21 protein-coding genes and 1 pseudogene (1 of these 22 only partly in view) are annotated in these 20684 nt (G+C 45.9%); all 22 read right to left on the bottom strand.

Features of this window, described 5'->3' with window-relative positions; translation table 11 throughout:
• A protein-coding gene (locus tag CLMAG_RS12890; protein WP_073393296.1) for a heavy metal translocating P-type ATPase crosses the window boundary here: on the bottom strand, positions 1 to 1249 show its beginning. 1349 nt of this gene lie to the left of the window's left edge; the window shows 1249 of its 2598 coding nt (coding positions 1-1249); it begins with the start codon at positions 1247 to 1249; its stop codon lies beyond the left edge, outside the window.
• A 13-nt stretch (positions 1250 to 1262) separates the two neighbouring features.
• Positions 1263 to 1637: an ArsR/SmtB family transcription factor gene (locus CLMAG_RS12885; RefSeq protein ID WP_005584884.1), complete on the bottom strand. Its 375-nt coding sequence runs from the start codon at positions 1635 to 1637 to the stop codon at positions 1263 to 1265.
• Between the two features lie 316 nt (positions 1638 to 1953).
• The gene (locus tag CLMAG_RS12880; protein ID WP_066622668.1) at positions 1954 to 3525 is read right to left on the bottom strand and encodes a recombinase family protein; all 1572 of its coding nucleotides are present in this window, start codon (positions 3523 to 3525) and stop codon (positions 1954 to 1956) included.
• A 3-nt stretch (positions 3526 to 3528) separates the two neighbouring features.
• Positions 3529 to 3942 carry a recombinase gene (locus CLMAG_RS12875; protein WP_066622667.1) on the bottom strand — a complete coding sequence of 138 codons (414 nt, stop codon included), beginning with the start codon at positions 3940 to 3942 and terminating at the stop codon, positions 3529 to 3531.
• Positions 3943 to 5507 (bottom strand): annotated as a pseudogene (locus tag CLMAG_RS12870) (recombinase family protein).
• Between the two features lie 61 nt (positions 5508 to 5568).
• The gene (locus CLMAG_RS12865; protein WP_066622666.1) at positions 5569 to 5805 is read right to left on the bottom strand and encodes an SHOCT domain-containing protein; all 237 of its coding nucleotides are present in this window, start codon (positions 5803 to 5805) and stop codon (positions 5569 to 5571) included.
• A gap of 131 nt (positions 5806 to 5936) precedes the next feature.
• The gene (locus tag CLMAG_RS12860; RefSeq protein ID WP_066622664.1) at positions 5937 to 6653 is read right to left on the bottom strand and encodes an N-acetylmuramoyl-L-alanine amidase; all 717 of its coding nucleotides are present in this window, start codon (positions 6651 to 6653) and stop codon (positions 5937 to 5939) included.
• Between the two features lie 16 nt (positions 6654 to 6669).
• Positions 6670 to 8040 carry a hypothetical protein gene (locus CLMAG_RS12855; RefSeq protein WP_066622662.1) on the bottom strand — a complete coding sequence of 457 codons (1371 nt, stop codon included), beginning with the start codon at positions 8038 to 8040 and terminating at the stop codon, positions 6670 to 6672.
• The gene (locus CLMAG_RS12850; RefSeq protein WP_066622660.1) at positions 8037 to 8477 is read right to left on the bottom strand and encodes a phage holin family protein; all 441 of its coding nucleotides are present in this window, start codon (positions 8475 to 8477) and stop codon (positions 8037 to 8039) included. The genes CLMAG_RS12855 and CLMAG_RS12850 overlap by 4 nt, the downstream gene beginning before the upstream one ends.
• Before the next feature lie 74 nt (positions 8478 to 8551).
• The gene (locus CLMAG_RS12845; RefSeq protein WP_066622658.1) at positions 8552 to 10906 is read right to left on the bottom strand and encodes a phage tail protein; all 2355 of its coding nucleotides are present in this window, start codon (positions 10904 to 10906) and stop codon (positions 8552 to 8554) included.
• A 13-nt stretch (positions 10907 to 10919) separates the two neighbouring features.
• Entirely contained in the window at positions 10920 to 11423 is a 504-nt protein-coding gene (locus CLMAG_RS12840; protein ID WP_066622656.1) for a hypothetical protein, read from the bottom strand.
• A gap of 15 nt (positions 11424 to 11438) precedes the next feature.
• A complete protein-coding gene (locus CLMAG_RS12835; protein WP_066622654.1) occupies positions 11439 to 13337 on the bottom strand; it encodes a siphovirus ReqiPepy6 Gp37-like family protein in 1899 nt (632 codons plus the stop codon).
• 2 nt (positions 13338 to 13339) lie between these two features.
• The gene (locus tag CLMAG_RS12830) at positions 13340 to 14191 is read right to left on the bottom strand and encodes a phage tail family protein (RefSeq protein ID WP_066622652.1); all 852 of its coding nucleotides are present in this window, start codon (positions 14189 to 14191) and stop codon (positions 13340 to 13342) included.
• Between the two features lie 13 nt (positions 14192 to 14204).
• Complete coding sequence (locus CLMAG_RS12825; RefSeq protein WP_066622650.1) at positions 14205 to 16625, bottom strand: phage tail protein; 2421 nt, start codon at positions 16623 to 16625, stop codon at positions 14205 to 14207.
• Between the two features lie 202 nt (positions 16626 to 16827).
• Complete coding sequence (locus tag CLMAG_RS12820) at positions 16828 to 17214, bottom strand: hypothetical protein (RefSeq protein ID WP_066622648.1); 387 nt, start codon at positions 17212 to 17214, stop codon at positions 16828 to 16830.
• A gap of 12 nt (positions 17215 to 17226) precedes the next feature.
• A complete protein-coding gene (locus CLMAG_RS12815; protein ID WP_066622646.1) occupies positions 17227 to 17817 on the bottom strand; it encodes a major tail protein in 591 nt (196 codons plus the stop codon).
• 3 nt (positions 17818 to 17820) lie between these two features.
• Complete coding sequence (locus CLMAG_RS12810) at positions 17821 to 18162, bottom strand: hypothetical protein (protein WP_066622644.1); 342 nt, start codon at positions 18160 to 18162, stop codon at positions 17821 to 17823.
• Positions 18159 to 18590, bottom strand: coding sequence for an HK97-gp10 family putative phage morphogenesis protein (locus CLMAG_RS12805; RefSeq protein ID WP_066622643.1), 432 nt, complete (start codon positions 18588 to 18590; stop codon positions 18159 to 18161). Before CLMAG_RS12805 ends, CLMAG_RS12810 begins: the two co-directional genes overlap by 4 nt.
• Positions 18583 to 18915 (bottom strand): head-tail adaptor protein, encoded by a 333-nt coding sequence (locus CLMAG_RS12800; RefSeq protein WP_066622640.1) that lies wholly within the window; start codon positions 18913 to 18915, stop codon positions 18583 to 18585. Before CLMAG_RS12800 ends, CLMAG_RS12805 begins: the two co-directional genes overlap by 8 nt.
• A gap of 1 nt (position 18916) precedes the next feature.
• Positions 18917 to 19234, bottom strand: a complete 318-nt coding sequence (locus CLMAG_RS12795; protein WP_066622638.1) for a head-tail connector protein — start codon at positions 19232 to 19234, stop codon at positions 18917 to 18919.
• Between the two features lie 19 nt (positions 19235 to 19253).
• Complete coding sequence (locus CLMAG_RS12790) at positions 19254 to 19472, bottom strand: head fiber protein (protein ID WP_066622637.1); 219 nt, start codon at positions 19470 to 19472, stop codon at positions 19254 to 19256.
• Positions 19473 to 19484: 12 nt separating this feature from the next.
• Complete coding sequence (locus CLMAG_RS12785; protein ID WP_066622635.1) at positions 19485 to 20684, bottom strand: phage major capsid protein; 1200 nt, start codon at positions 20682 to 20684, stop codon at positions 19485 to 19487.

Genomic DNA, 20684 nt, shown 5'->3' with positions numbered 1-20684 from the left:
CCCCTGTTAACGCTGCAGTGTCAACCATTGAGTTTCCTTCTATAACCTTGCCATCGAGGGGAACTTTTTCTCCTGGCTTAACAATAATGATGTCACCTATGTTTACCTCTTCAGGAGATACTTTCCTGATCTCATCGCCAACTTTAAGATTTGCATAGTCAGGACGAATATCCATCAAAGCACTTATTGATTTTCTGGAGTGACCTACAGCTATATCCTGAAACAATTCACCTACCAGATAGAACAGCATAACTGCTACACCTTCTGGATACTCTCCAACGAAGAAAGCACCAATGGTAGCAATACTCATCAAAAAATGCTCACTGAATACCTGACCGCGGGCAATACCTTTTATTGCTCTTAAGACAACCTCTCCACCAACTATGATATAACTAATAATAAACAAGGTAAGCTCAAGCCAATTTTGGAAATTAAAGATGATTCCCACGGCAAATATTGCTCCACCGACCACAAGTCTTATGATTTCTTTTTTGTTGACACCTTCTTCTTCCTCTTCGTTATTTTCGTTTATTTTGGTCTTGGAGTTATTCTCCTCAAAAATGACCTTTACATCTGGCTCTATTTTCTTTACTATGCCTTCAATCTTCTCATTTAACTCAGAGCGGTTGACTTTCGGACTTATTTCCAGTGTTAGTTTCTTCGAAACAAAATCTACTGCAGCAAATTCAACTCCTTCTAGACCGCTTATTTCTTTTTCCATTTTAGCTGCACAATTCGCGCAGCCAAGTCCTTCAAGCATTACTATGCTTTTGTTCACCTTTTTCTTCTCTGCATCAACTATTTTAACATCCGGCTCAAGTTTATTTACAATGGATGTTACTTCTCCAAGAATTTTACCAAATTCCTTTTTATCGACCGCTTCAATTGTCAGCTTCTTAGATACAAAATCAACGGTCGCACTATTTACTCCTTCAAGGCTTTGTGTTTGAGCTTCAATCTTTGCAGCACAATTCGCACAGTCAAGTCCTTCAAGTATTAATACTTTTTTATTGCTCTTGTTAACGGATTTTTCTTTCACTACCACATCCGGTTCGTGCTTGTGCACTATGGTTTTAACTTGCTGTAATGTATTCTTATACTCTTGCTCTGATTCAGTTTCTAAAGTCAATGTCTTGTTCATGAAGTTCATATAGGCTTTGACTCCATTTAATTTATTAACCTCATCTTCAATTTTAGCTGCACAATTTGCGCAATCTAAACCTTCTAAAATTACTTCCTTCTTTAACATTACTGACCCTCCTTTACTTACTTTCTTCTGAAATATGAATTAATCCCTGGTCAAATATTTGCTTTACATGTTCATCTTCAAGAGAGTAGAATACAATCTTTCCTTCTCTTCTGCTCTTTACTAGTTCAGCCTGCTTTAAGACTCTTAGCTGATGTGAAATTGCTGATTGGGTCATATTTAATAAGAATGCAATATCGCAAACGCACATCTCTGATTCATCTAATGCCCAGAGTATCTTAATTCTTGTTGAATCTCCAAAAACTTTAAATAGTTCTGCTAGATCATATAGAGTTTCTTCTTGAGGCATTTTTTCTCGCACTTTATTTACAATTTCCTCATGTATTACATCACAGTCGCATCTTTCAATTGGTTGAATTTTTTTTGCCATATTTATATCACCTCTTTATCATTCAATTGAACACTTAAATAAGCTTTCATATATAATATAAACCTCAATTCTCCGTTTGTCAATAAAAACATATGAGTAATTGTTCAAGTGTGTTTATCTTTTAGCTTTACGGTCAAGACCGCCACCTCTAAGCGCAGCGTAGGTGGGTTTTAATCAGGTGGAGTAGACTCTCCATCTGATTCCCCGATGTTTCAGCTTGCTGAAACGAGTTCACTTATTAGATTATCCCCAAGTATAAATAGAAAAGAACCGCCCATCAAGAAGTATTTCTCCTCAATCGGCGGTCAAGTTCATTTTAAATTAATACATCAATCTCAACACCAGACTTGAACTCAATAGTTAGATTATCATCGAAGACCGTTACTTTCTCAATAAGTTTCCTTACCAGCTGCTCATCATATACCTTCAGCCGGTTGGACTGCTCACTCAAGAATTCTGTCATCTCAGCAATCCTCTGCCTTCTTCCTTCACGCTCTGCATTTTCAACCAGTGCATTTTGCCTTAGTTCCCGTAAGCGATATATCTCATCAGCCACTTCGTTATAATCATTCTTGGATTTTGCTTGTTTAAGAAGCTCCTGCTGCAAGTCATTCAATTTTACATCAACGTCATCGGTAGCATTATCGCTTTCCGCATTAAGCACGGTAGCTATATTATCTTGCAACGACTGGAGGAAAGATTCTTTGTTGCCTAGAAGTTCATTGATAGCTTTTATAACCGCAGTCTGCAAAGTTTCTTCATTTATTGTAGGGGAAGTGCAGTCAGATTCCTTTTCTTCCAGGCGGCTGACACATCGCCATACGATAGACTTATAACCTCGATTGTTCCAATGTACCCTGCGATAAATGTCACCGCACTGTCCGCAGTAGACGGTGCTTGATAAAGCATACTTGCTGCTGTAGACCCGTTTTTTACCACCCTTGCCGCTTTGGATGCTTGCCCTGCGTACCATTTCTTCCTGAACCTGCATATAAAGGTCACGGGGGATAATAGGCTCGTGGCTGTTTTCCACATAATATTGTGGAACTATTCCGTTATTCTTGACCCGCTTTTTGGAAAGGAAGTCCACTGTATAAGTCTTTTGTAAAAGGGCATCTCCGATGTACTTTTCGTTCTGCAGTATCTTTTTTAGTGTTTCAGGTCTCCATTTTGCTTTGCTTGCCGCTGTAAGGATACCGTCTGACTCCAATCCTCTTGCTATCTGCAAAAGGCTTGCTCCCTCAAGGTACTCTCTGAAAATTCGTTTGACAATCTCTGCTCCCTCTGGGTCAATAACCAGTTGCTTGTTTTCATTTTTCGTGTATCCGAGGAAACGGTTGTGGTTGACTTGGATTTCACCTTGTTGGTAACGGTACTGAATGCCCATCTTAACATTCTGGCTTAAGGATTGACTCTCCTGTTGGGCAAGGGATGCCATAATGGTCAGCATAACTTCACCCTTGGAATCCATCGTGTTGATGTTCTCTTTCTCAAAGAATACAGCGATGTTCTTATCCTTTAGCTGACGGATATATTTTAGACAGTCCAGAGTGTTTCTGGCAAATCGACTGATGGACTTTGTAATGATCATGTCAACATTTCCATCCATGCACTCATCAATCATGCGGTTGAATTCTTCACGCTTTTTGGTGTTTGTACCCGTAATTCCATCATCCGCAAAAATACCTGCCAGTTCCCATTCTGGGTTCTTTTGAATAAAATTTGTATAGTGTTCAATCTGAATATCATAACTTGTGGCCTGCTCATCACTATCCGTTGAAACACGGCAGTAAGCAGCCACTCGTATTTTAGGTTTGCTTTCACCGTTTTTATTGTTTCCGACTCTCTTAATTGCCGGAATCACCGTTACATTCTTACTTACCGCCATCTGCTACACCTCACTTTCTATTAAGCTGTATGCATATTCTGCCTGCTTGAATGGATTATCATATTTCTGCACCTGTGGCTTTGCTTTGAACTTCACCGCATAATCTATTTCCGGCATATCCTTAGGCTCCCGTATCCTCCCAAGCATTTCTGCTCGTCTTTGCTTTTCTGCACTAGCTTTCTCAAAGGTTTCCGCATCGACAATAGGAGGATAAAACTCATCACCAAGGTAATGCTTGTTCTGTAAGATCTTGCCTGCGGTAGCATGGTAGCAATTTATCCCGGCTTTTTTTGCCGCATCCTTCAAGGAAAGTCCAGATAAGTACCCGGTATATAACTCCATTATTTGAACTGCTGCCGTTTCATCAACCACGGCCTTTCCGTTTTTAATTCTATATCCATAGGGTGTATGTCCCATCTAATTCACCAGCCTTTCTCTCAGAGTAATTCCACATTTTAATTCAAAACCAATCTCATCCCGTGAATAAGCAATAATTCGTTCCACATAGTTTTCAAATAACTCGTCCTCATAAGCTGTCAGCATTTTAGACTTTGCCGTAAACTTTAATAGAAGGTTGACTTCCTCCACCTTTACAAGATTACCGTTTACCGAATGAGAAATCCGCTCCTTATCGGTTCGAAGTCTTGCATCCTCAGCTGCCAGTGAATTCTTTTCTTTATTAAATAGAGCAGGATCCAGATACCCCTTTGTCATTAGACCCATCAGCATCTGACTCTGCTCCACGTTGTTTTCAATCTTAGTTTCCAGTTCTTGTATTTTGTGAAAACTCTCTGTGTTGTTCTGACTGCGTAGCCCATCTAGCAAGGGTCTCAAAATGAACTTTTGACCGAAAATCAGTTTATTCATCATCGTAACAAATGCCGTTTTTATATCATCGTCTCGTATAAACAGCATGGAACATTCCGTTACCTGCTTTAGGTGTTTATTGCAGCACCATGCAATGTATTTTCTTGTTCCATCTGAATGTATCCGCCTTTTAAAGGTACTACCACACTCCGAGCAGATGATTTTCCCAGAAAAAGAATAGCGGTTTTGATATTTTCCATTGCGTTTTTCGATGCCTTTTTCTTTTGCTCTCTGATTGATAATTGCATCAACGGCTTCAAAATCCTCATGGCTGACAATTGCCTCATGGTGGTTTTCTACCATATACATATCTTTTTCACCATAATTGGTATGCCTGTTAAAATGACTATCGGTATAGGTCTTTTGAAAAATAATATCGCCCGTGTACTTCTCATTGGACAAAATTGCTCGGACGGTGGTTGCAGTCCATCGACCACCTTTTTTAGTAGGAACACTATGATTATTGAGATCATCCGCAATTTTCTGAGTACCCTTACCCGATAACACTTCAGCAAAAATAAGCTTCACAACTTCTGCTTGCTTTGGATTCACCACCATTTGACCGCTTATGTTTCATAGCCGTATGGGGGATATGCAACCTTGAAGGTTCCATTTTGAAAGCGTCTTTGAATTGACCACTTGTTATTTTCTGAAATGGAAATCGACTCACTTTCTGCAAGTCCGCTTAAAATGGAGAGCATCAACTCGCTTTCCATCGATTGTGTATTAATGTTTTCTTTTTCAAAATAGATGTAAACACCAAGGTCTACCAGTTTGCGAACCATTTCCAGACAGTCTGTAGTATTTCTGGCAAATCGGCTGATGGACTTTGTGATAATCAAGTCAATTTTCCTATTTTCACTGTCCGATATCATTCTAAGCAATTCGGTCCGGTTTTCCTTTTTCGTACCGCTGATACCCTCATCATAATATAATCCTGCATATTCCCATTCTGGGTTTGCCTTAATGTGGGTCTCGTAGTGAGTCTTTTGAGCCTGCAAGCTAACAAGCTGTTCATCACTGTCTGTAGAAACGCGGCAGTAGGCAGCTACTCGTAACTTTGGCTTCATAAATGATTCGACCTTGTCATTTTCTATTTTCGTTATCTTTTTCATCCTCTCACCTCCTCTTCGGTAGGTCACATGTTACCTCTAAAACCTTTATATATCAACGATTTTAAGGCATTATCTCTGCCAAAACAGGAGAGAAAGTTTGACGATTTAGTGCGGTTATTTTGTCAAATTCAGCCACTGTAATTAAGCCTTTTTCAAGCATCTTTTTCAGCAGTTTTTCTGCCCGGATATAATCAAACTCACGCTGTATCTGCTCCTGTGATACTTTCTTTGGTTCAAGTCTGTTTTCTATGATTTCATCCGTAATCTTTGTAACTTTCTTATTCTCATAATGATTCATATCGCATAACCTCCTACCTATTAGCCGTGGGAACAGGCCGAAGTTGAGGTTTTGTAAGAATTAATTTGAATCAGAGCATAAAAAAAGAGCCTGTAGGAGCGATAAAACTCCCACAGGCAATTTTCTATTCATTAATCATATTTAATAAAAGCATCTTTAAATCCAGAGGCTTTTGCCCTTGCAAGCTGTGCCTCAGCATTGGCTTTAACTGAGAAAGCACCGATTTGCACATGATATAGTTTAGTTTGTGGTGTCACAGAACTTGCGCTGTTTTCTTCCTCCAATTGCTTCTTTACATCGGTTCTAAGGGTATCCATCGACTTACCGTGCTTGGGGAACCAGTGCATAACATCAGCATGGTTACTTGCGATGCCCAGTTTATGCCCCTCACTGTGACAGATGATATCCTTCTCACTTAATCCATAGAGTTTGCAAAGATATACACAAAGCTCGACAGCTTCCTTATAAACAGCAGAAAAATACGAGGTATCGGTCAGACCGTCCTCGCAGATTTCAAATCCGATATGGGTATCATTGACCGAGCCTTTCGAGCCGGAACCGCCATGCCAGCCACGATGGTTCCACGGTAGCGTCTGATAGGTGGCAATCGAGCCGTCAGCCAGTTTGCCAATAAAGCCGTGGACACAAACCTGTCTACCGCCGGGCTTATCTTGATTCCAATGATTGTTGTACTGGTTCTTTCCGAGCAAGCCGTCATCCGGGCCAACATAGCGCTTCAGCCATGGGTTATTTGCCCCGGTGGAGTGTACCATTATGGCTTTAGGAATTATCGTTTTACCTGATTTGAAGCAGGCATTATTCGTTAGTATTAACTTGCGTAAGTTCATTATAATCACCTCAAATTCAAATATAGGTTGTCGCAAGATTGACAGGGTATAGGTGGTAGGTAAACTTCAAGTCGCAGTAAGCACTCGCCGATGTGCCATCACTTCCCATACTGATATACAGCCCATAACCAGAAGGCACTCGGCTTTGACGCATTTGAATATGAACATGCAACCCAGCGTTTGAACTATCAGCACCGATAGGTGTGCTGCGTGAGATTCTGGTAAAGTTCACTTCATCGTTTGAGATATATAAGTCTAGTTCTTTTTCACTTGTATCCGATTGACGGCAAAGGGTAATCAAATGACAATCATAAGCCGTCGGATAAAGCAATCCGCCCTGCCCGTCTATAACCACGCTATCAATGGGCAATAAGGTGTGAAAAGGTCCTCGAACACTATTAATACCGCCCCCGCCGGTAGCATTACCGCTCAAGACATATCTCAAATAGCTTGCTCTGGTGAATGCGTTGATAGTAGCTGTTGCGATCGAGGTAAGGGTCAATGTTGTTGTCGCATTTTCTGCTCTTTCCAATAAGAATAGACTCTCACCAGAAGGAATGGTAACATCACCAATGGAGAAAATTTGACTCGTCCAATAGGCTGTGCAAGCCGGGTTTGGTGATGTTCCTAACCCATAAGCAATGTTCATTTCATCTTCGATGCCTCTTATAGCTTCGGCAAGTTTCTTGACTGTATTGCGAAGCGTGTCTTGGATTAGCACCTGCACATTGCTTGAGGCTGGACTACCCAAAGATGTAACGAAGGTATATGCTACTGTGCCGATTACTACATTGTTGCCATTCGTTATGCCACTAAATGTGATGGACGCTCTTCGGCTTATCATATCCGGCGCGGTAGCTGTTTCTATCGGATGCGAATGGTTCAGGAGAACCCCAGTCCGCATATAAAGATTGTCACGCGTATCCTCGACCAAGTCGTGTGTAGTGTTTAGCAAGTTATAAGTGAGATTTAGCAGATTATTTATCTCATCAATATCCAGTTCAGCTAAGGCAGAAAGCACTTGATTAAGCCATTCCTGAGCGGGCGGCTCGGGTGGTTCAGCTATACCATCTGCAAGAGCCTCCTCGACGATGGTTAGAATTTGAACGCTTTTCCCGACAACGTCACCATAAGTAACCCTTATCTCCAGGCGACCGACACCGACGATCAGTGTGTCCGTTGCGCTGGGGGACCATGTAAGGACTTCATCAGCGTAGGTTGTGATCACTGGATAGGCAATTCCATCAGGTCTTTTGTATATTGCATTTAAGGCGGCACCGGGATACGTGTCATCCAATAAACTAGAAACGTCAAACTCAAGATGGCGAAAGTAGTGTTCGCCGCGTCTGCCGATGAACACCGTTGCTGCTTTTGTTAAATCAATCATATTCCATCACCTGGCTTACGGGGATCATCATCACGCCCATGTAGCTGCTTTAAAACCTCCTCGAGTTTTTCAGGTATGGGCAGCCCGATATGGCTTGCATTTTCCAAAATGGAAATGCCTTCATTGCTCAAGTAGAAGAAAATTACTGCAGTCCGAAGGACACCACCAGTGTCCCCAACGTTACCCAGTATCTGCGTATCAAGAATATGGGCTACACCCACCAAGGCAAAAATAAGCACCTTTTTGAAGATACCTCTCGCACCGATTTCGCTGGACAGCTTTTTATCAATAATGGCACAGAGCACTCCAGTCACATAATCAATGGCCACAAATGCTATGAGTGCATAAAGAAATCCATCCAGCCCACCGAGAAACCATCCGAGAAATGCACCGATAGCTGCAAGCGCCAATTGTATCCAATTCCAAATCTCTTTCATCTGATATACCTCCATAATTTTGTGTATAGAAAAGCGCTCCCGCATATTACGAGAGCGCTATGGTTGTATTGTGTCTAAAGCATCAATAACAGGTCTTGAATCTGTTGCATCACGTCCGCTTTTGGCCGCCCTGTTCCGATGGGCAGCCATGTTATAGGCGGGATATCAAAGGTCATCGAGGAATCAAAGCTGTTGACTGTTGTGATGACCGGCTCGATAGCTTTTCGAAGCTCCGTGATATGGAACGGCCAGTTTTTAACTGTGGTCTTTCCAGCAACAATTTCCTCACTCCAAGTCACAGGTGACAGGTTGTAATAGCTTCGCACCTTGTTTACAGCGTTTCGGAGCGTTTGGATATGAGTTGCCTTGACATGCGTTTCGTTCACAGTGATCGTTTCAAATGGTGGTGGAAGTACCGTAAAAGCACGTACAACCTCCGGGCTAGACGACTCGATATCGCTATCAAGGCAGCGTAGGGTTACAGTATGGTTTCCTGTAGCCAACGTTGCCGCTTGGTACACCGTTTTTGCGCCGTTGCTGAGATAACCACTTGTGGAAAACATCTCAGGATTGTCCACGCTGTTAATCCATACACCTGCGTCAATCTTCACTTCCATAATCTGCGTCTGACCGTCTGGTTCGACACCCGTTGTAATCATGAAACGCGGGGTGGTATTATAACTGGAACTGCTAGATATCGGGCAGACGATTACCGGGGCAGTTGGCGGACTGTTTTTCTTTACTGTGCCGCTGACTACATAGGCAGAGACTGCATCCAATGTATCTGTTACGCTGATACGGTAACGGGTATACATTCCGGCTATCTGAGATGCGTTCGCTGTAAATGTCCCCGAAGGGGCACTTGAAACGATGATTGTCAGAGCCTCATACGCCGACCAGTTAGTCCCGTCCGTTGAAGTTGAGCGCTGAATGACATACTGCTTGATAGCGCTGGTTCCGGGTATCGTTCCGCTCCATGTAAGAGTTACAGTGCTTGATTCGTAAATAACAGGAGCGGCGTTAAAGGAAGAAGGTGGCGTAGGCAGTGTATTTCTGCGGACAGTGTTGCTGGAAACAGTCCAGTCGGAGTAGAAACTCTCCCCGGCGGCACCACGTGTTCTGATCCGGAATTGGCGATAATACCCGCGCGCACCTGAAGGACTCACGCTTAAGATACTGCTTGTTGCAGAAGTGATTACCGTGGTCAGTGCCGTCCACGCTCCCCAGTTACTGTCATCTGCCGAATCACTATACTGTATCTCATAGGATGTGATGGCATTGCCTGCACCGTCGGATGCACCACTCCATGAGAGAGAGATGTTTCCTTCAGCTAAGGTTACACTTACCGAGCAAGCCGTAGGTGCTCCACAAGCTGTGATGTTACAATAGATACTGTTACTGATCTTCTCCACCGAGTAAACATCAAATGTATCAATTGTCCAGATGCCAAATTGAGTATATGTTCCAGGAGTTCTCGATACAGTTGGGTTATAACTGCCTCCGCTTGCCGCCAGTATTAGCGTGGTCAGCACGTTCCATGAACTCCATGTGCTGTTATCCGTGGATGTGCGTCTGGCAATCTGGTATCCCTTGACCGGGCTGGTACCGCTTGATGCTCCGCTCCAAGTCAGCGTAATGGTCTCATCGCTATATGCTGCGGGAGATGCAACAGCCGTCGTTGCTGGCTTTGGTGCTGTATTTCTTCGGACGGAGTTCGTTGATACTTTCCATCCGGAATAATAGCTTGCCCCTGCTGTACCACGTGTGCGCACTTGAAATCTTCGGTAATTGCCTCTTATGGACGGCGGCGATGTAGCCACACTGCCGCTGGTGGCTGTGGTTGAAACTGTAGTCAGTGCTGTCCATGCTCCCCAAGTGAAGTTGTCGGTAGATTCGCTGTATTGGATCTCATAGCTAGAAATCGTGTTACTTATACCGCCGGATGCTCCGCTCCATGAAAGGGTAATCCCGCCTTCTGAGAGAATGGGATTGACCGAACAAGAGGTCGGCGCTCCGCAGACTGTGGTAAGAAGCGCTGAACTTAACACCGTGTAGCTTGAATTGTCGATTACGCCTGAAGAAAGCGTCAGCCTCCCATCCGACACCACTCGAAAGCGTACGCCCTGCGTAGTGTTCCCTGTAGTGGAAGGACAGGTCACCGAAACATATCTAAGTCTCGGTGTTGTTCCGTCCCAGTTATCGCCGTCTACCGTCTTAATACGCACCTGTGAGGAAGAGCCGTTTACGGTCATGGTACAAAGCAGGGCATAACCGTTGTGGATGAAGGAACCTGATGAACCTAATGCAGCGGATATGGTGAAGTTATAGGTCATCTGATTATTATTTGGCCGGCTTTTAGTATATGTGATAGTGTAAAAAACAGACGGGCCAGTGCCCGCCTGCAGAGTTATACCACTAATATCCGCCATTGTCATTCACCTCCTATTCGTAGACTGCCGATACCAACGAGTTCACCAAACCGCAAAGACTGGTATTCATACGGGTATCCATGATGTTATTTGAAACTATTGATGTGGCTGCCGTCGGTACAAGCACGTCTGCGATTCCGAGTTCATAGATGTCGCTGGTTCTTGTCAATGTCGGAGCCACAGGCGTTGCAGCGGGGGTTCCGTCAACAACGGCAATCTGAATGCTTCGGCTGATCTGACTTAATCGGACCACAATCCGGTCAATACGGGGATTGCTTCCATTTGCCGTTGAAAGAGGCCTGTTTAAGGCATCCGTATTCTCATAACGGTATCCGTTAATCCACGCGCTTCCTGCCGCCACATTCACAGCCAAACCGATTGATGGTGATACTTGTAGGTTTGTGGCTGCCATATAAAATACTCCATTCGAGACAAGACTTCCGAAATATGCTGAGAAGTCAATCGCGTCATAGACTCTGTCTCCGTCCGAGGAGTTAAAAAAGCCGCTTTTCTCCATATTGCTTTCCTCCCTTTAAGCTCTCGCGTAAGAGCAAGATATAAGGTAAAAACCCGTAGGCAGTGTGGAACCAGCTGCGTTCGCCACCACACCGCTTGTGTTGATTGTAATCGGCATATTGGTACCGCTGCCCCCAACCGCAATCGCCACAGAGCGTACCGTCGAGTACGGGTAAAAGTTCGCGTTTGTTATTGTTAGAATCGTGCCGCCAGAGGCGACTCCCGAAGCACCAACGTTGACCTGCATTCCGATTGAAACGATGCCCTTATTCACAAATGACATATTCGCACCCATTGTCACGCCACTTCCAAGCGAGTAGGTGAGTGAGGTGTTGGCTTCCTGGGCGATCTTCGCAGTAGTCACAGCGCCATTTGCAATCCTCGCCGTGGTTATTGGTTCATTATTGATGTTGAGCCAGTTCGCTTGACCAGACGGATTATTGAACACGAAAACTGAAATTACATAGAATGTCATAGTGTTACGGGATATAAAGAAACCCATCGCCCTCTGATAATCGTTTCCCGTGTTGTCTCCGCTGTGCTTTATCAGAAATACATGCCCATCGTCACTTGGTTGGTCACTGAACTTGCTACCGCTCCACGAGGTGAAGTAAAACGCATCTCCCGGCACCATGTTGTGTAAGGCGTATTGACCGATCGATATAGTGCCCGCACCTACAGTTATTTCAAGCGCTGGAAGTTTCCCGAACAGGTTGTTAATGGTATCCGCGACATTGTCACCTTGAATATCCGGGTCTACCTCCGTCAAATCACCCAAGGTTTCCTCTACAGCACCCAGCGTTCCCTCCACGATGCCCAAGGCTTCTGCCACTTCGGATATGCCGGTCGGTGCCGATAATGCCGTTTTAACCTCGCTTATGTCGGAGCGAACTTTCTGCGCTATAGTTAGCTCAGCCTTTCCAAACACTACGCTGATGCTCTGCCCATCCGCGTCATATGTTTCCTCAATCTCGGTGATTCGCGTCGTCATGGATACGCCCCATGCCTTGGAGATGACTTTGACGGTCTGCCCAAGGTCGAAGTCAATCTTGTATGTCAAGTTGCCGTGAGGGTTGACCGAGGTGTCGAACGAATAACGTATTGCCTGCTCACTCAGCTTGCTCTGGCCCCGAAAAGTCAGCGCTCCAGTGTAATCCGCTCCGAAGTCCTCCGCCCGTAAGTCTTTGGCATCAACGAATACCTCACGGCGGGTCTCCCCAGAGCCGCTTGTAATGGCTACAAATGTCCGGTCTGCGCCTTCACCCTCGCCGCCGATGAGTGCGGTATTGGCGTAATCCGCCGCACTCTCTGTGTATATCTGTTCAGTCAAGTTCTCGTACTCCTTGGAGAATACCGCCTGGGAGTCAGCGCCGTTATACAGGGTCACTGTAAAGATGCCTGTAGCAGGATTGAGCACGGTCTTAATGCCAATACCCGAAGTGTTGCATAGTTCCGTCACTGTATCCATTAAGTTTCGGAACGATATCTGTGTGCTGATGGGCACACCTAAATTCGGAGAAAAGAAGGATATTCCGGTTATTTGTCGAGCCACATCGGTAGGGTTTATGAGATTATTTTCTATAAGCTGCTCCACACAATCTGAAAGATCGCCGGATAACTTCTCTGTTCCCCACACAATACGCCGAGAGAGGAAGGAGGTAGCAAAGCGACCGCTCGCCGTGATGATTTCATGCTCGGTCTGAGACAATTCCAGATGTTCAATGATCCCGGCTTCCTCATCATCGTTTTTCCAAATGATATTCCCTTCTTTTAAGAGTGCAGTGTTCTCCGGAGTTGCAATGGCTTTTAGCTCAAAAGAACCACATTGGGAGTAACGCCGAGTCCAGCGCAAGTACTCGAAAGACTCCACGATACCCGTGAGCTCTCGGTTTGAATTGTAGATATATAGTTGCATATTCATACCCCCAGAAACTGCGGTCGATAATAAATGCTGACCTCCAGTAGTTCCATATTGACTGAAGCATCGTAACGCAACGTGTTAATACCTGAGGCAAGCTGGAAAAACACTGAGTCGGTGTCCAGCAGGGAAAAAGCATTTGTTACCACCGTTCCGTTCACGCTAACTACGCGCTTACCAGCAAAATGGGTATATACACGAAGTTCATCCCCGGCATTCATCGTCGTGAGAAGACGGATATATTCCCCAGTGTCTATGTTCAAGAGTTCCGGATTCGTAACTGTTCCCAGCGCTTGGAACACAATCTCGCAGCCGCAAGAAACATCGCCAATATTTTCAACCGTGATGATCTGGCTGGGCTGACGCATTCCAAACTCCATGCCGCTTTCAGGTATCTCCAGTTCAAATTCGAGTAACGGTATCCAAGATGCCAGTTCCTCACGAACTTCATCCAGTGTCTCGAAGAAGGGAGACGGGCAAAGCAAACTGACGAAGAAGTTAGGTATTCGCTGCCTGGTGGAAACGGTGAAACCCGCTTCCTCAACAACGCAGGCGATTTGCCGTTCACGGTATACGAGCATTCCATTTAGTTTAGGGCTAAATATTTGAAGGAAACGCTGTCTCCATACATAGGCATCGTCAGGTGTATTTGCTACGACCGTACCCTCCAGTATTATGTTTCGCATATCCAGTGTGGAGGAGATATAAAAAGCACCGTCTTGATCCGGTGCCTTGAAGGTGTTAACGGTCTGGCGAACATTGCCTGTGCCGTCTATCTTGGTAAGAAAATACGGGCGGCTTTGTTTAAGCGTGATGCTTCTGCCATCTTCATTAATATAAGTAAGTTCCATAGCCAGACCTCCTTTAATATTCAAGTGCCAGCTTACGCGAGAGATTCTTAAACTCCCGTGTAAGTTCTTTTTCAGACAAAGCTTTAGGTGTCACCACTGAGATATTTTGCGTGATGCTTGTACCGGTGGCGCTGCCCTGCCCGGATAAACCCTTGTAATTCAAATCAAAGTTTGTGGGTACTGCATTTTGCATGTCCCTCGATACTGCGGCCATTGCATCCTCAAAGCCTACGCCGATGCCTTCGCCCATGTTGTGGCCAAGTCCGGCAAACAGGGTTGAGGGGGAATTGATGCCGAAGAAGTTTTTAATCTTCGATACCACATTTCCGAAAAATCCTGAGATCTTACTCCATAGCCATGCACCCGCATCCGAAATACCCTTCCATAGGCCTTTGATCAAGTTGCCGCCTACTTGGGCCATTGAGCTTATATAACCAGTAAAGGCTTTGACCAGTCCGGATATAATCTGCGGTACAGCCTTGACCACCTCAACGATGATTCTGGGTAAATTAGCAATGAGGGCAACGAACAGCTGAACACCCGCCAGAATGATCTTATCGATATTACCTACAATAGCGTTTACCAGTGAGGTTATAATCTTTGGAATCGCTGCTACAACAGTAGTAATAATCTGCGGAAGTGCCTGAATTAGCGATATCAGAAGCCGGATGCCTGCGTCAATAATCATGGGGATTGACTCTATGACAGCATTAATGATATTGTCAATAATTTGCGGAATCGCTTCTACAATTGCCGTAATGATGGTGGGCAATGCTGTAACCAATGAGGTCAGCAATTGAATGCCTGCTTCAATGATTTGTGGAATAGCTTCAATCAGAAAATCCACCAGTGCTTCAATGATGGCAGGCAAGGCAGAAACAAGTTGAGGTATTGCATCAACTAATCCCTGTGCTAACCCTATAATCAACTGCAAAGCCGCATCCAGCAGCATTGGTAGGTTCTCAATCAAACCTTGGACAATCTGCGTGACCGCCGAAACCGCTGCGGGTATGAGTTGCGGTAAAGCTATTCCAATACCCTCCACAAGTGCTGTTACCAGTTCTATTGCCGCATTTATGAGTAACGGTAGATTATCAATCAATGCTCCGACAATTGTCATTAGGGCACTGACCGCCGCCGGAATAAGTTCAGGTAAGAGGTTCAAAATTGTTTCCAGTACCTGCGTAAATATACTTGTAACGGTTTCAAGCAGCATGGGAAGCAGGTCGGCGACCGCTGATAAAATTGCGCCTGTTGCTGTCGGCAATGCGGCTACGATATTCTCTAAAACCGGTACGATGTTAGAGACAACCGACTCGAAAGCATCTACAAGATTCTCCGTGAGGTTTGTCATGTCGGCATTGGCATTGCCCAGTCCGGCTGTAAAAGAGCCAAGCGCAGCTTGTAACAATCCAATAGAACCGGAAATTGTCTGAGTTGACTCTTTCGCAAAGTTGCCGGCATACTGCTCAGTGTTCTCGAAAAACATCTGCATCGCGACTTCAGCTTTTTCGGCGTTACTCGCACTTGCCCAGACGAAATCAAGACCCTTCGAGGCAGCATATGCCTGGATACTCGTCGCGTTCATTGCAACACCCAAGTTGTCCATCATGGTGAAATTACCTTTTGCCGCACCTGTGACCGCCTCCATCGCAGAGGACATATCTATCCCCATAACGGAAGCCATATCTGCAGCACGCTGCATGGCTTTTTCGGTTAGCTCAAGACTTTTCTGCTGCTGTATACCAGAGCCTTGGAACAACGCACCCATTTTGTTGGCGGTGGAGAGGTAATCACTCTGTGACACACCGAGGTTTTTATAAGCTTCCTCACCGGTTTTCTGAATCGATGCAGCGTATGCGCCGAAAACCGCCTCTGAGCCACCGAGATTCTGTTCCAACTCTCCGAATTGTTGAACAACCTCTTTCCCTAACTTTATAGCAGCAGCTCCAGCAGCAACAGCAACCGCGCCCATCGCTACACCGATGCCCGTAAGTATGCCACCGAGCTTATCAAACTTGCCGCCAGCATCGTCTGCACTTTTGCCCGAATTGTCCAATTCTTCACCGAGATTATCTGCTTCGACAGTGGACTGCTCAAGTTCACGCTCCATACCGTTAAGTTCCGCTTGCGCCTTGTTCAGCTGAATCTGCCAGTTTTGGGTGCGGCGGTCATTTTCACCGAAAGAAGAGGAGGCGTTATCAAGAGCAGCCTTAAGGGTTGAAATCTTGTCTTTCTGTGCGTCGATTTCTTTATTCAGAGTCGCATTACGAGCGGTGACCGCCTGCACAGATTTATCGTTTTTATCAAACTGACTGGTCACAAGGGTCATTTCACTGCCCAGCACCTTGAAACTTTGATTGATATCGGAGAGAGCTTTCTTAAACTCACGCTCGCCCTCAACACCTATTTTCAAACCAAAATTGTCCGCCATACCTTCACCTCCCCCTAAATACCCGGCGGGATAATATCGTCAATTGTCCGGGTTTTCTTTGGCTTTTCAATGCTATGCCATTGCTTGTGGCAAGCCCATAAATCGAAAAACAGTCCGATGGGCATGAGCCAGAATTCCTCTGCTTCCATACCCATCTGAACTGTTCCGTAATAAAGAAGCCGGGTAAAGACTTCAGCGTCCGTTACCCGACTTGCACGTTTTTTGGAGTTTCTTCCTCACTTTCCACGTCGCGCTTTGTGCCTTTAAACATCGCTTCGGTAATTGCATTTTTATATGCTGCCAAGTCAAGCGGTGAAGTGAGTAGCTCGACCTCCTCCTCAGTGAGAAGTTCCTCCGGCGCGTTCTTATTCTTAAGGTTGCGAATCAAAATAGACTGGTTTGCAAGCAGCGTAATTAGCCAAACAATCTCGTCCAGAGCCATCTCGAAGTTTTCTGATTTCATCAGTTTTTCTCCGAGGTTTTCAAGCCCGCCATATCGACCGGCTATCGCTTTTGTAGCACGTGTGGTCAGAATTAATTCATACTCTTTGCCGCCGATGTTGATGGCGGCGCTTCTTTCATTATCCATGATTCAACCCTCCTAAGGTTCCGGCGTGTAGACCGGTTCGTAAACTTCAGTAAACCAGCCGGTGATGGTACCGGCAGATACACCCGCATCACCTTCAGTGACCTCCGCTTTCCATGGGTGCTTGCCCATGCCGTCCAGCTTGTTCCTGCGCATGACGGTTCCCTCAATGGTTGGTGTAGAGAAGGTGATGGAATCCGCCTTCGTCTGTAGGTTCGTTGCAGGTAGGCCAAATTTCGCTCGGTACAGCCAGAAATAGCGGTATGTGCCGTTAGCCTTTTGTGCACGGAAACCCACCGCTACTGGTGTACCTACATTCTCGCTGGCAGAGATCAGCACACCGTTGTCATCGGTGGATGCTCCGGTTAGATCTGCCGCAACCGTTGGGCCGATGTCATCCACACCGAGGGTGAGTGTACCGCTGTTGAAGTCCTTCACGACCTCAGCGGCACCATCGTCTGCGTAAAGTATTGCCTCTACCAGTTCCACCGAGAGCTCGGCGGTGATGGCTTTGGCAAGCACCGAAGGTACAGCGTAGGTTTCTTCGCCGTTGGAATCTTCGGTTATCTTTGAATAGTACAGTCTGTCAAGACCGATAGTTGCCATGTGTTATTCCTCCAATCCATAATTTTCTGCCACATCAATGGCGTAATGGTGATATCCGGTATCGTCCTCGTGTCCGATATACCGTCGTTCGGTCACTGTGAAATCCTCATTCAGTAAAGCCGCAGTGATCTGCCTTTTACGCTGCTGGTAATTGCCTTTTGAGAACAGTGATATCCGCACTTCCTGCACATCAAAGCCGGGGCGGTTATCAGCATGTACTTCGAATATGTCCGTCAGAGGGATAAAGACCAGATATTCGTCAGGCGGCATACCGCTGAACACGCCGGCTTCAATAGGAATACCCAGCGGTTCCAGGACCTCGCTCAAATCCGAAAGTAGGCTCATATCTTATTTACCTCCTCGTCCAGCTTTGCTTTCATCGCTTCGATGCACGGCTTTCTGCTGGTGGTTCTCGCTGGCTTTAAGAATGGTTTTGCCGGTTGACCCGATTTTCCGTATTCGATGATATTGGCTATTTTCGCATTGCTACTTCCGTCACGACGCGGTTCGGAAAAGCCGACTTTAACGTTGTGATTGCCATCCCTGTCCTGTAAAGCGGATGAAAGTCCTAATGCTGCCGCAAGCTCGCCCGTGGAACGCGAAGGATACTTTGTGTCACTACCAATCGCTGAATTCAGATTAGATTTTACCTTGTCAAGCACAACCTCACCGCCAGCCTTAAGCACACGAGGGACGATTTCATCAGTTTTATCGTTTAACCGTGAAACCTTTAGGAGAAAGTCCTCCGGCATTTTCATAGTTACTTTAGCCACTGGGCTTCACCTCCTTGGCGAGTACTTCAATGTACATTCCACGACCTTTGACATCCTCCACCGAGGTAATTTCAAATCGCCCGTCTTCACAAGCAATAAGCATTGCGGTCGTAACGGTGACACCCGGAATACAGCGGAAACGGAAAAGATCGGTGGCTTCCGAAAATACGGCTCTGTTGGCCCATATTTCGGTACCGTGCCGACCTTCCCGATATGCTCTTATAGAAGCAACAATGCTGTCAATCTCAGTGCTGAATCCCTCCGAGTCTTTTATAGTTACTCTCTCAATAACGTCAATAAAGGTGTTTATTTTCCCAAAACTCATGTCACACCTTCCAATCTCGGTCAAGCCGTAGAAGTAGGTTTACTGTATTCCACACTTGTTGACCAGCTTGTACGCTGTCGGCGAAGAAACCAGCCGTCGAGCCATCTCTGCTTTCGTAGAAATGACCCGATAGCATGATTACTGCTTGTTCCGTGGTGGGCGGCATAGAGTTTTCAATGTAATAGCCCTCAGTGACATGTTGGTAGCTCTCCGCGTAGGAGACGGCGGCTTTGATGTAGTGTAGCAGAAGGCCGTCGTCTGCATCATGCGCCAAGATTAGGTTTGCTTTTACTTTGGGGAGAAGATTATCTGTTGTCATGCCATCCGCCTCCTTCCGGTTATACTTCGTCTGCGACCATCAAACCCGCCGCTTTTAGCTTCGCGAGAAGGGCATTAAAATCCGTTACCAGACCAGCGGCATCGGTAGCGGTGCTGTCTGCCTGATTCGCAGCGGTAGGAAGCCCCGTTACCGAGGCTCCCTCCTTGATTTCCAGAGTACCGCCGATGACGGTTTTCTCACCGCCTTGTTCGGTGTAGTTCTTTGTGTTATAACCCATGTCGCACCTCCGTTACGCTTTCTGCTGGAGAACCTTGATAGCCTCCGGCAGAATCAGTTTGCCGTCCACACGCTGAGTGGCCATAAAGCCGACCTGACCTGTAGTAGCGAAAAGTTCGTTCAAACGCTTGAAGGCGCGCCCCTGCCTGTCAGCGATCCAGTAATAACCGAAATCACCGAACGCGATGGACTTCGCCCCCGCCTCAATTGCAGGTATATACGCCGAGGTGTATACGGGTCGATTCAGAATCATATCCGGCGTTCCCGCGGTCAGCGAAGGTTGCCACAGATACTGGCCCTGACCGTCCTTTAGCTTACGGATTGTTTTTACGGTCGCATCGTTCATAACGAACACAGCTTTCTTACGATACGGAGATTTCAAACTGTAGAAAAGGTCGATAACCTCATCCACTGTAATAGCGGTTGCGCCTGCGGTAGTAACTCCAAGCTGTGCACCGCCTGTTGCGGCAAAAATACCCGTGGGCTTACCAGAACCATCGCCTACGAAGAAAGCTTCTTCCTCCTTGGAACCAATACGACGAGCAAACTCGGTGCTGATGTAGTTTTGCAGATCGAACACGGAGTCACTCAGCAATTCGTCGGAGACTTTGATGAAAGTGCCGAGTTTATATGCGCCAATAGAGGTCTGACCGAATACTTCATCACTATCGGGATAGAGTTCTTCCTCATCGAGCCACGAAGCGGAGCCGTGGGTTGTAACAACGGGAATTTTACGGTCACCACTGGAAGTTTGAATGATTTTTGCCAGCTTACGGAAAATGTTTTCTTCCTCCAAAGATTGAACGAGCGTACGTTCAAACTCATCTGGAACAAGATAACCGCCTTCGCTGTCGGTCCCTACCTGCAGAGCGTTTACAACATCGTAATGCGGATTTTTAGAGCGCATTACATTCCAGAACGCTTTTTTGTACTCATCGGATGCCTTTCCTGTCTTGGTGTCCATACCAGGAACAGCGGGTTTGGTGGTGAGCGGAGCGTTCAGCGGTTTTGAAAGTTCACGGTCGAGGGCTTCCTGCTTTTCGAGTCTGTCGATTTCCTTGCCGAGAGCGACCACATCGTTCTCCATTTTTTCGTAGGTGGCGGTATCCTCGGCAGAGACGATCCCGTCCGTACCGCGCTTGGTATCTAGGAAAGCCTTAGCCGTTTCCCATGCCTTTGTGCGCTTTTCGCGCAATTCAAGAATTTTACTCAT

The organism is Clostridium magnum DSM 2767, from assembly GCF_001623875.1.
In the GTDB taxonomy this organism is placed as follows: Bacteria; Bacillota; Clostridia; order Clostridiales; family Clostridiaceae; genus Clostridium_AM; species Clostridium_AM magnum.
The sequence above is the reverse complement of the archived record's forward strand: the minus strand, read 5'-3'. Positions and strand labels throughout refer to the sequence as shown.

What these genes read in the sequence shown, in the direction of transcription:
- CLMAG_RS12885 (WP_005584884.1), bottom strand. Translation starts at nt 1,637, where the DNA reads ATGGCAAAAAAAATTCAACCAATTGAAAGATGCGACTGTGATGTAATA.
- CLMAG_RS12880 (WP_066622668.1), bottom strand. Translation starts at nt 3,525, where the DNA reads ATGGCGGTAAGTAAGAATGTAACGGTGATTCCGGCAATTAAGAGAGTC.
- CLMAG_RS12875 (WP_066622667.1), bottom strand. Translation starts at nt 3,942, where the DNA reads ATGGGACATACACCCTATGGATATAGAATTAAAAACGGAAAGGCCGTG.
- CLMAG_RS12865 (WP_066622666.1), bottom strand. Translation starts at nt 5,805, where the DNA reads ATGAATCATTATGAGAATAAGAAAGTTACAAAGATTACGGATGAAATC.
- CLMAG_RS12860 (WP_066622664.1), bottom strand. Translation starts at nt 6,653, where the DNA reads ATGAACTTACGCAAGTTAATACTAACGAATAATGCCTGCTTCAAATCA.
- CLMAG_RS12855 (WP_066622662.1), bottom strand. Translation starts at nt 8,040, where the DNA reads ATGATTGATTTAACAAAAGCAGCAACGGTGTTCATCGGCAGACGCGGC.
- CLMAG_RS12850 (WP_066622660.1), bottom strand. Translation starts at nt 8,477, where the DNA reads ATGAAAGAGATTTGGAATTGGATACAATTGGCGCTTGCAGCTATCGGT.
- CLMAG_RS12845 (WP_066622658.1), bottom strand. Translation starts at nt 10,906, where the DNA reads ATGGCGGATATTAGTGGTATAACTCTGCAGGCGGGCACTGGCCCGTCT.
- CLMAG_RS12840 (WP_066622656.1), bottom strand. Translation starts at nt 11,423, where the DNA reads ATGGAGAAAAGCGGCTTTTTTAACTCCTCGGACGGAGACAGAGTCTAT.
- CLMAG_RS12835 (WP_066622654.1), bottom strand. Translation starts at nt 13,337, where the DNA reads ATGCAACTATATATCTACAATTCAAACCGAGAGCTCACGGGTATCGTG.
- CLMAG_RS12830 (WP_066622652.1), bottom strand. Translation starts at nt 14,191, where the DNA reads ATGGAACTTACTTATATTAATGAAGATGGCAGAAGCATCACGCTTAAA.
- CLMAG_RS12825 (WP_066622650.1), bottom strand. Translation starts at nt 16,625, where the DNA reads ATGGCGGACAATTTTGGTTTGAAAATAGGTGTTGAGGGCGAGCGTGAG.
- CLMAG_RS12820 (WP_066622648.1), bottom strand. Translation starts at nt 17,214, where the DNA reads ATGGATAATGAAAGAAGCGCCGCCATCAACATCGGCGGCAAAGAGTAT.
- CLMAG_RS12815 (WP_066622646.1), bottom strand. Translation starts at nt 17,817, where the DNA reads ATGGCAACTATCGGTCTTGACAGACTGTACTATTCAAAGATAACCGAA.
- CLMAG_RS12810 (WP_066622644.1), bottom strand. Translation starts at nt 18,162, where the DNA reads ATGAGCCTACTTTCGGATTTGAGCGAGGTCCTGGAACCGCTGGGTATT.
- CLMAG_RS12800 (WP_066622640.1), bottom strand. Translation starts at nt 18,915, where the DNA reads ATGAGTTTTGGGAAAATAAACACCTTTATTGACGTTATTGAGAGAGTA.
- CLMAG_RS12795 (WP_066622638.1), bottom strand. Translation starts at nt 19,234, where the DNA reads ATGACAACAGATAATCTTCTCCCCAAAGTAAAAGCAAACCTAATCTTG.
- CLMAG_RS12790 (WP_066622637.1), bottom strand. Translation starts at nt 19,472, where the DNA reads ATGGGTTATAACACAAAGAACTACACCGAACAAGGCGGTGAGAAAACC.
- CLMAG_RS12785 (WP_066622635.1), bottom strand. Translation starts at nt 20,684, where the DNA reads ATGAGTAAAATTCTTGAATTGCGCGAAAAGCGCACAAAGGCATGGGAA.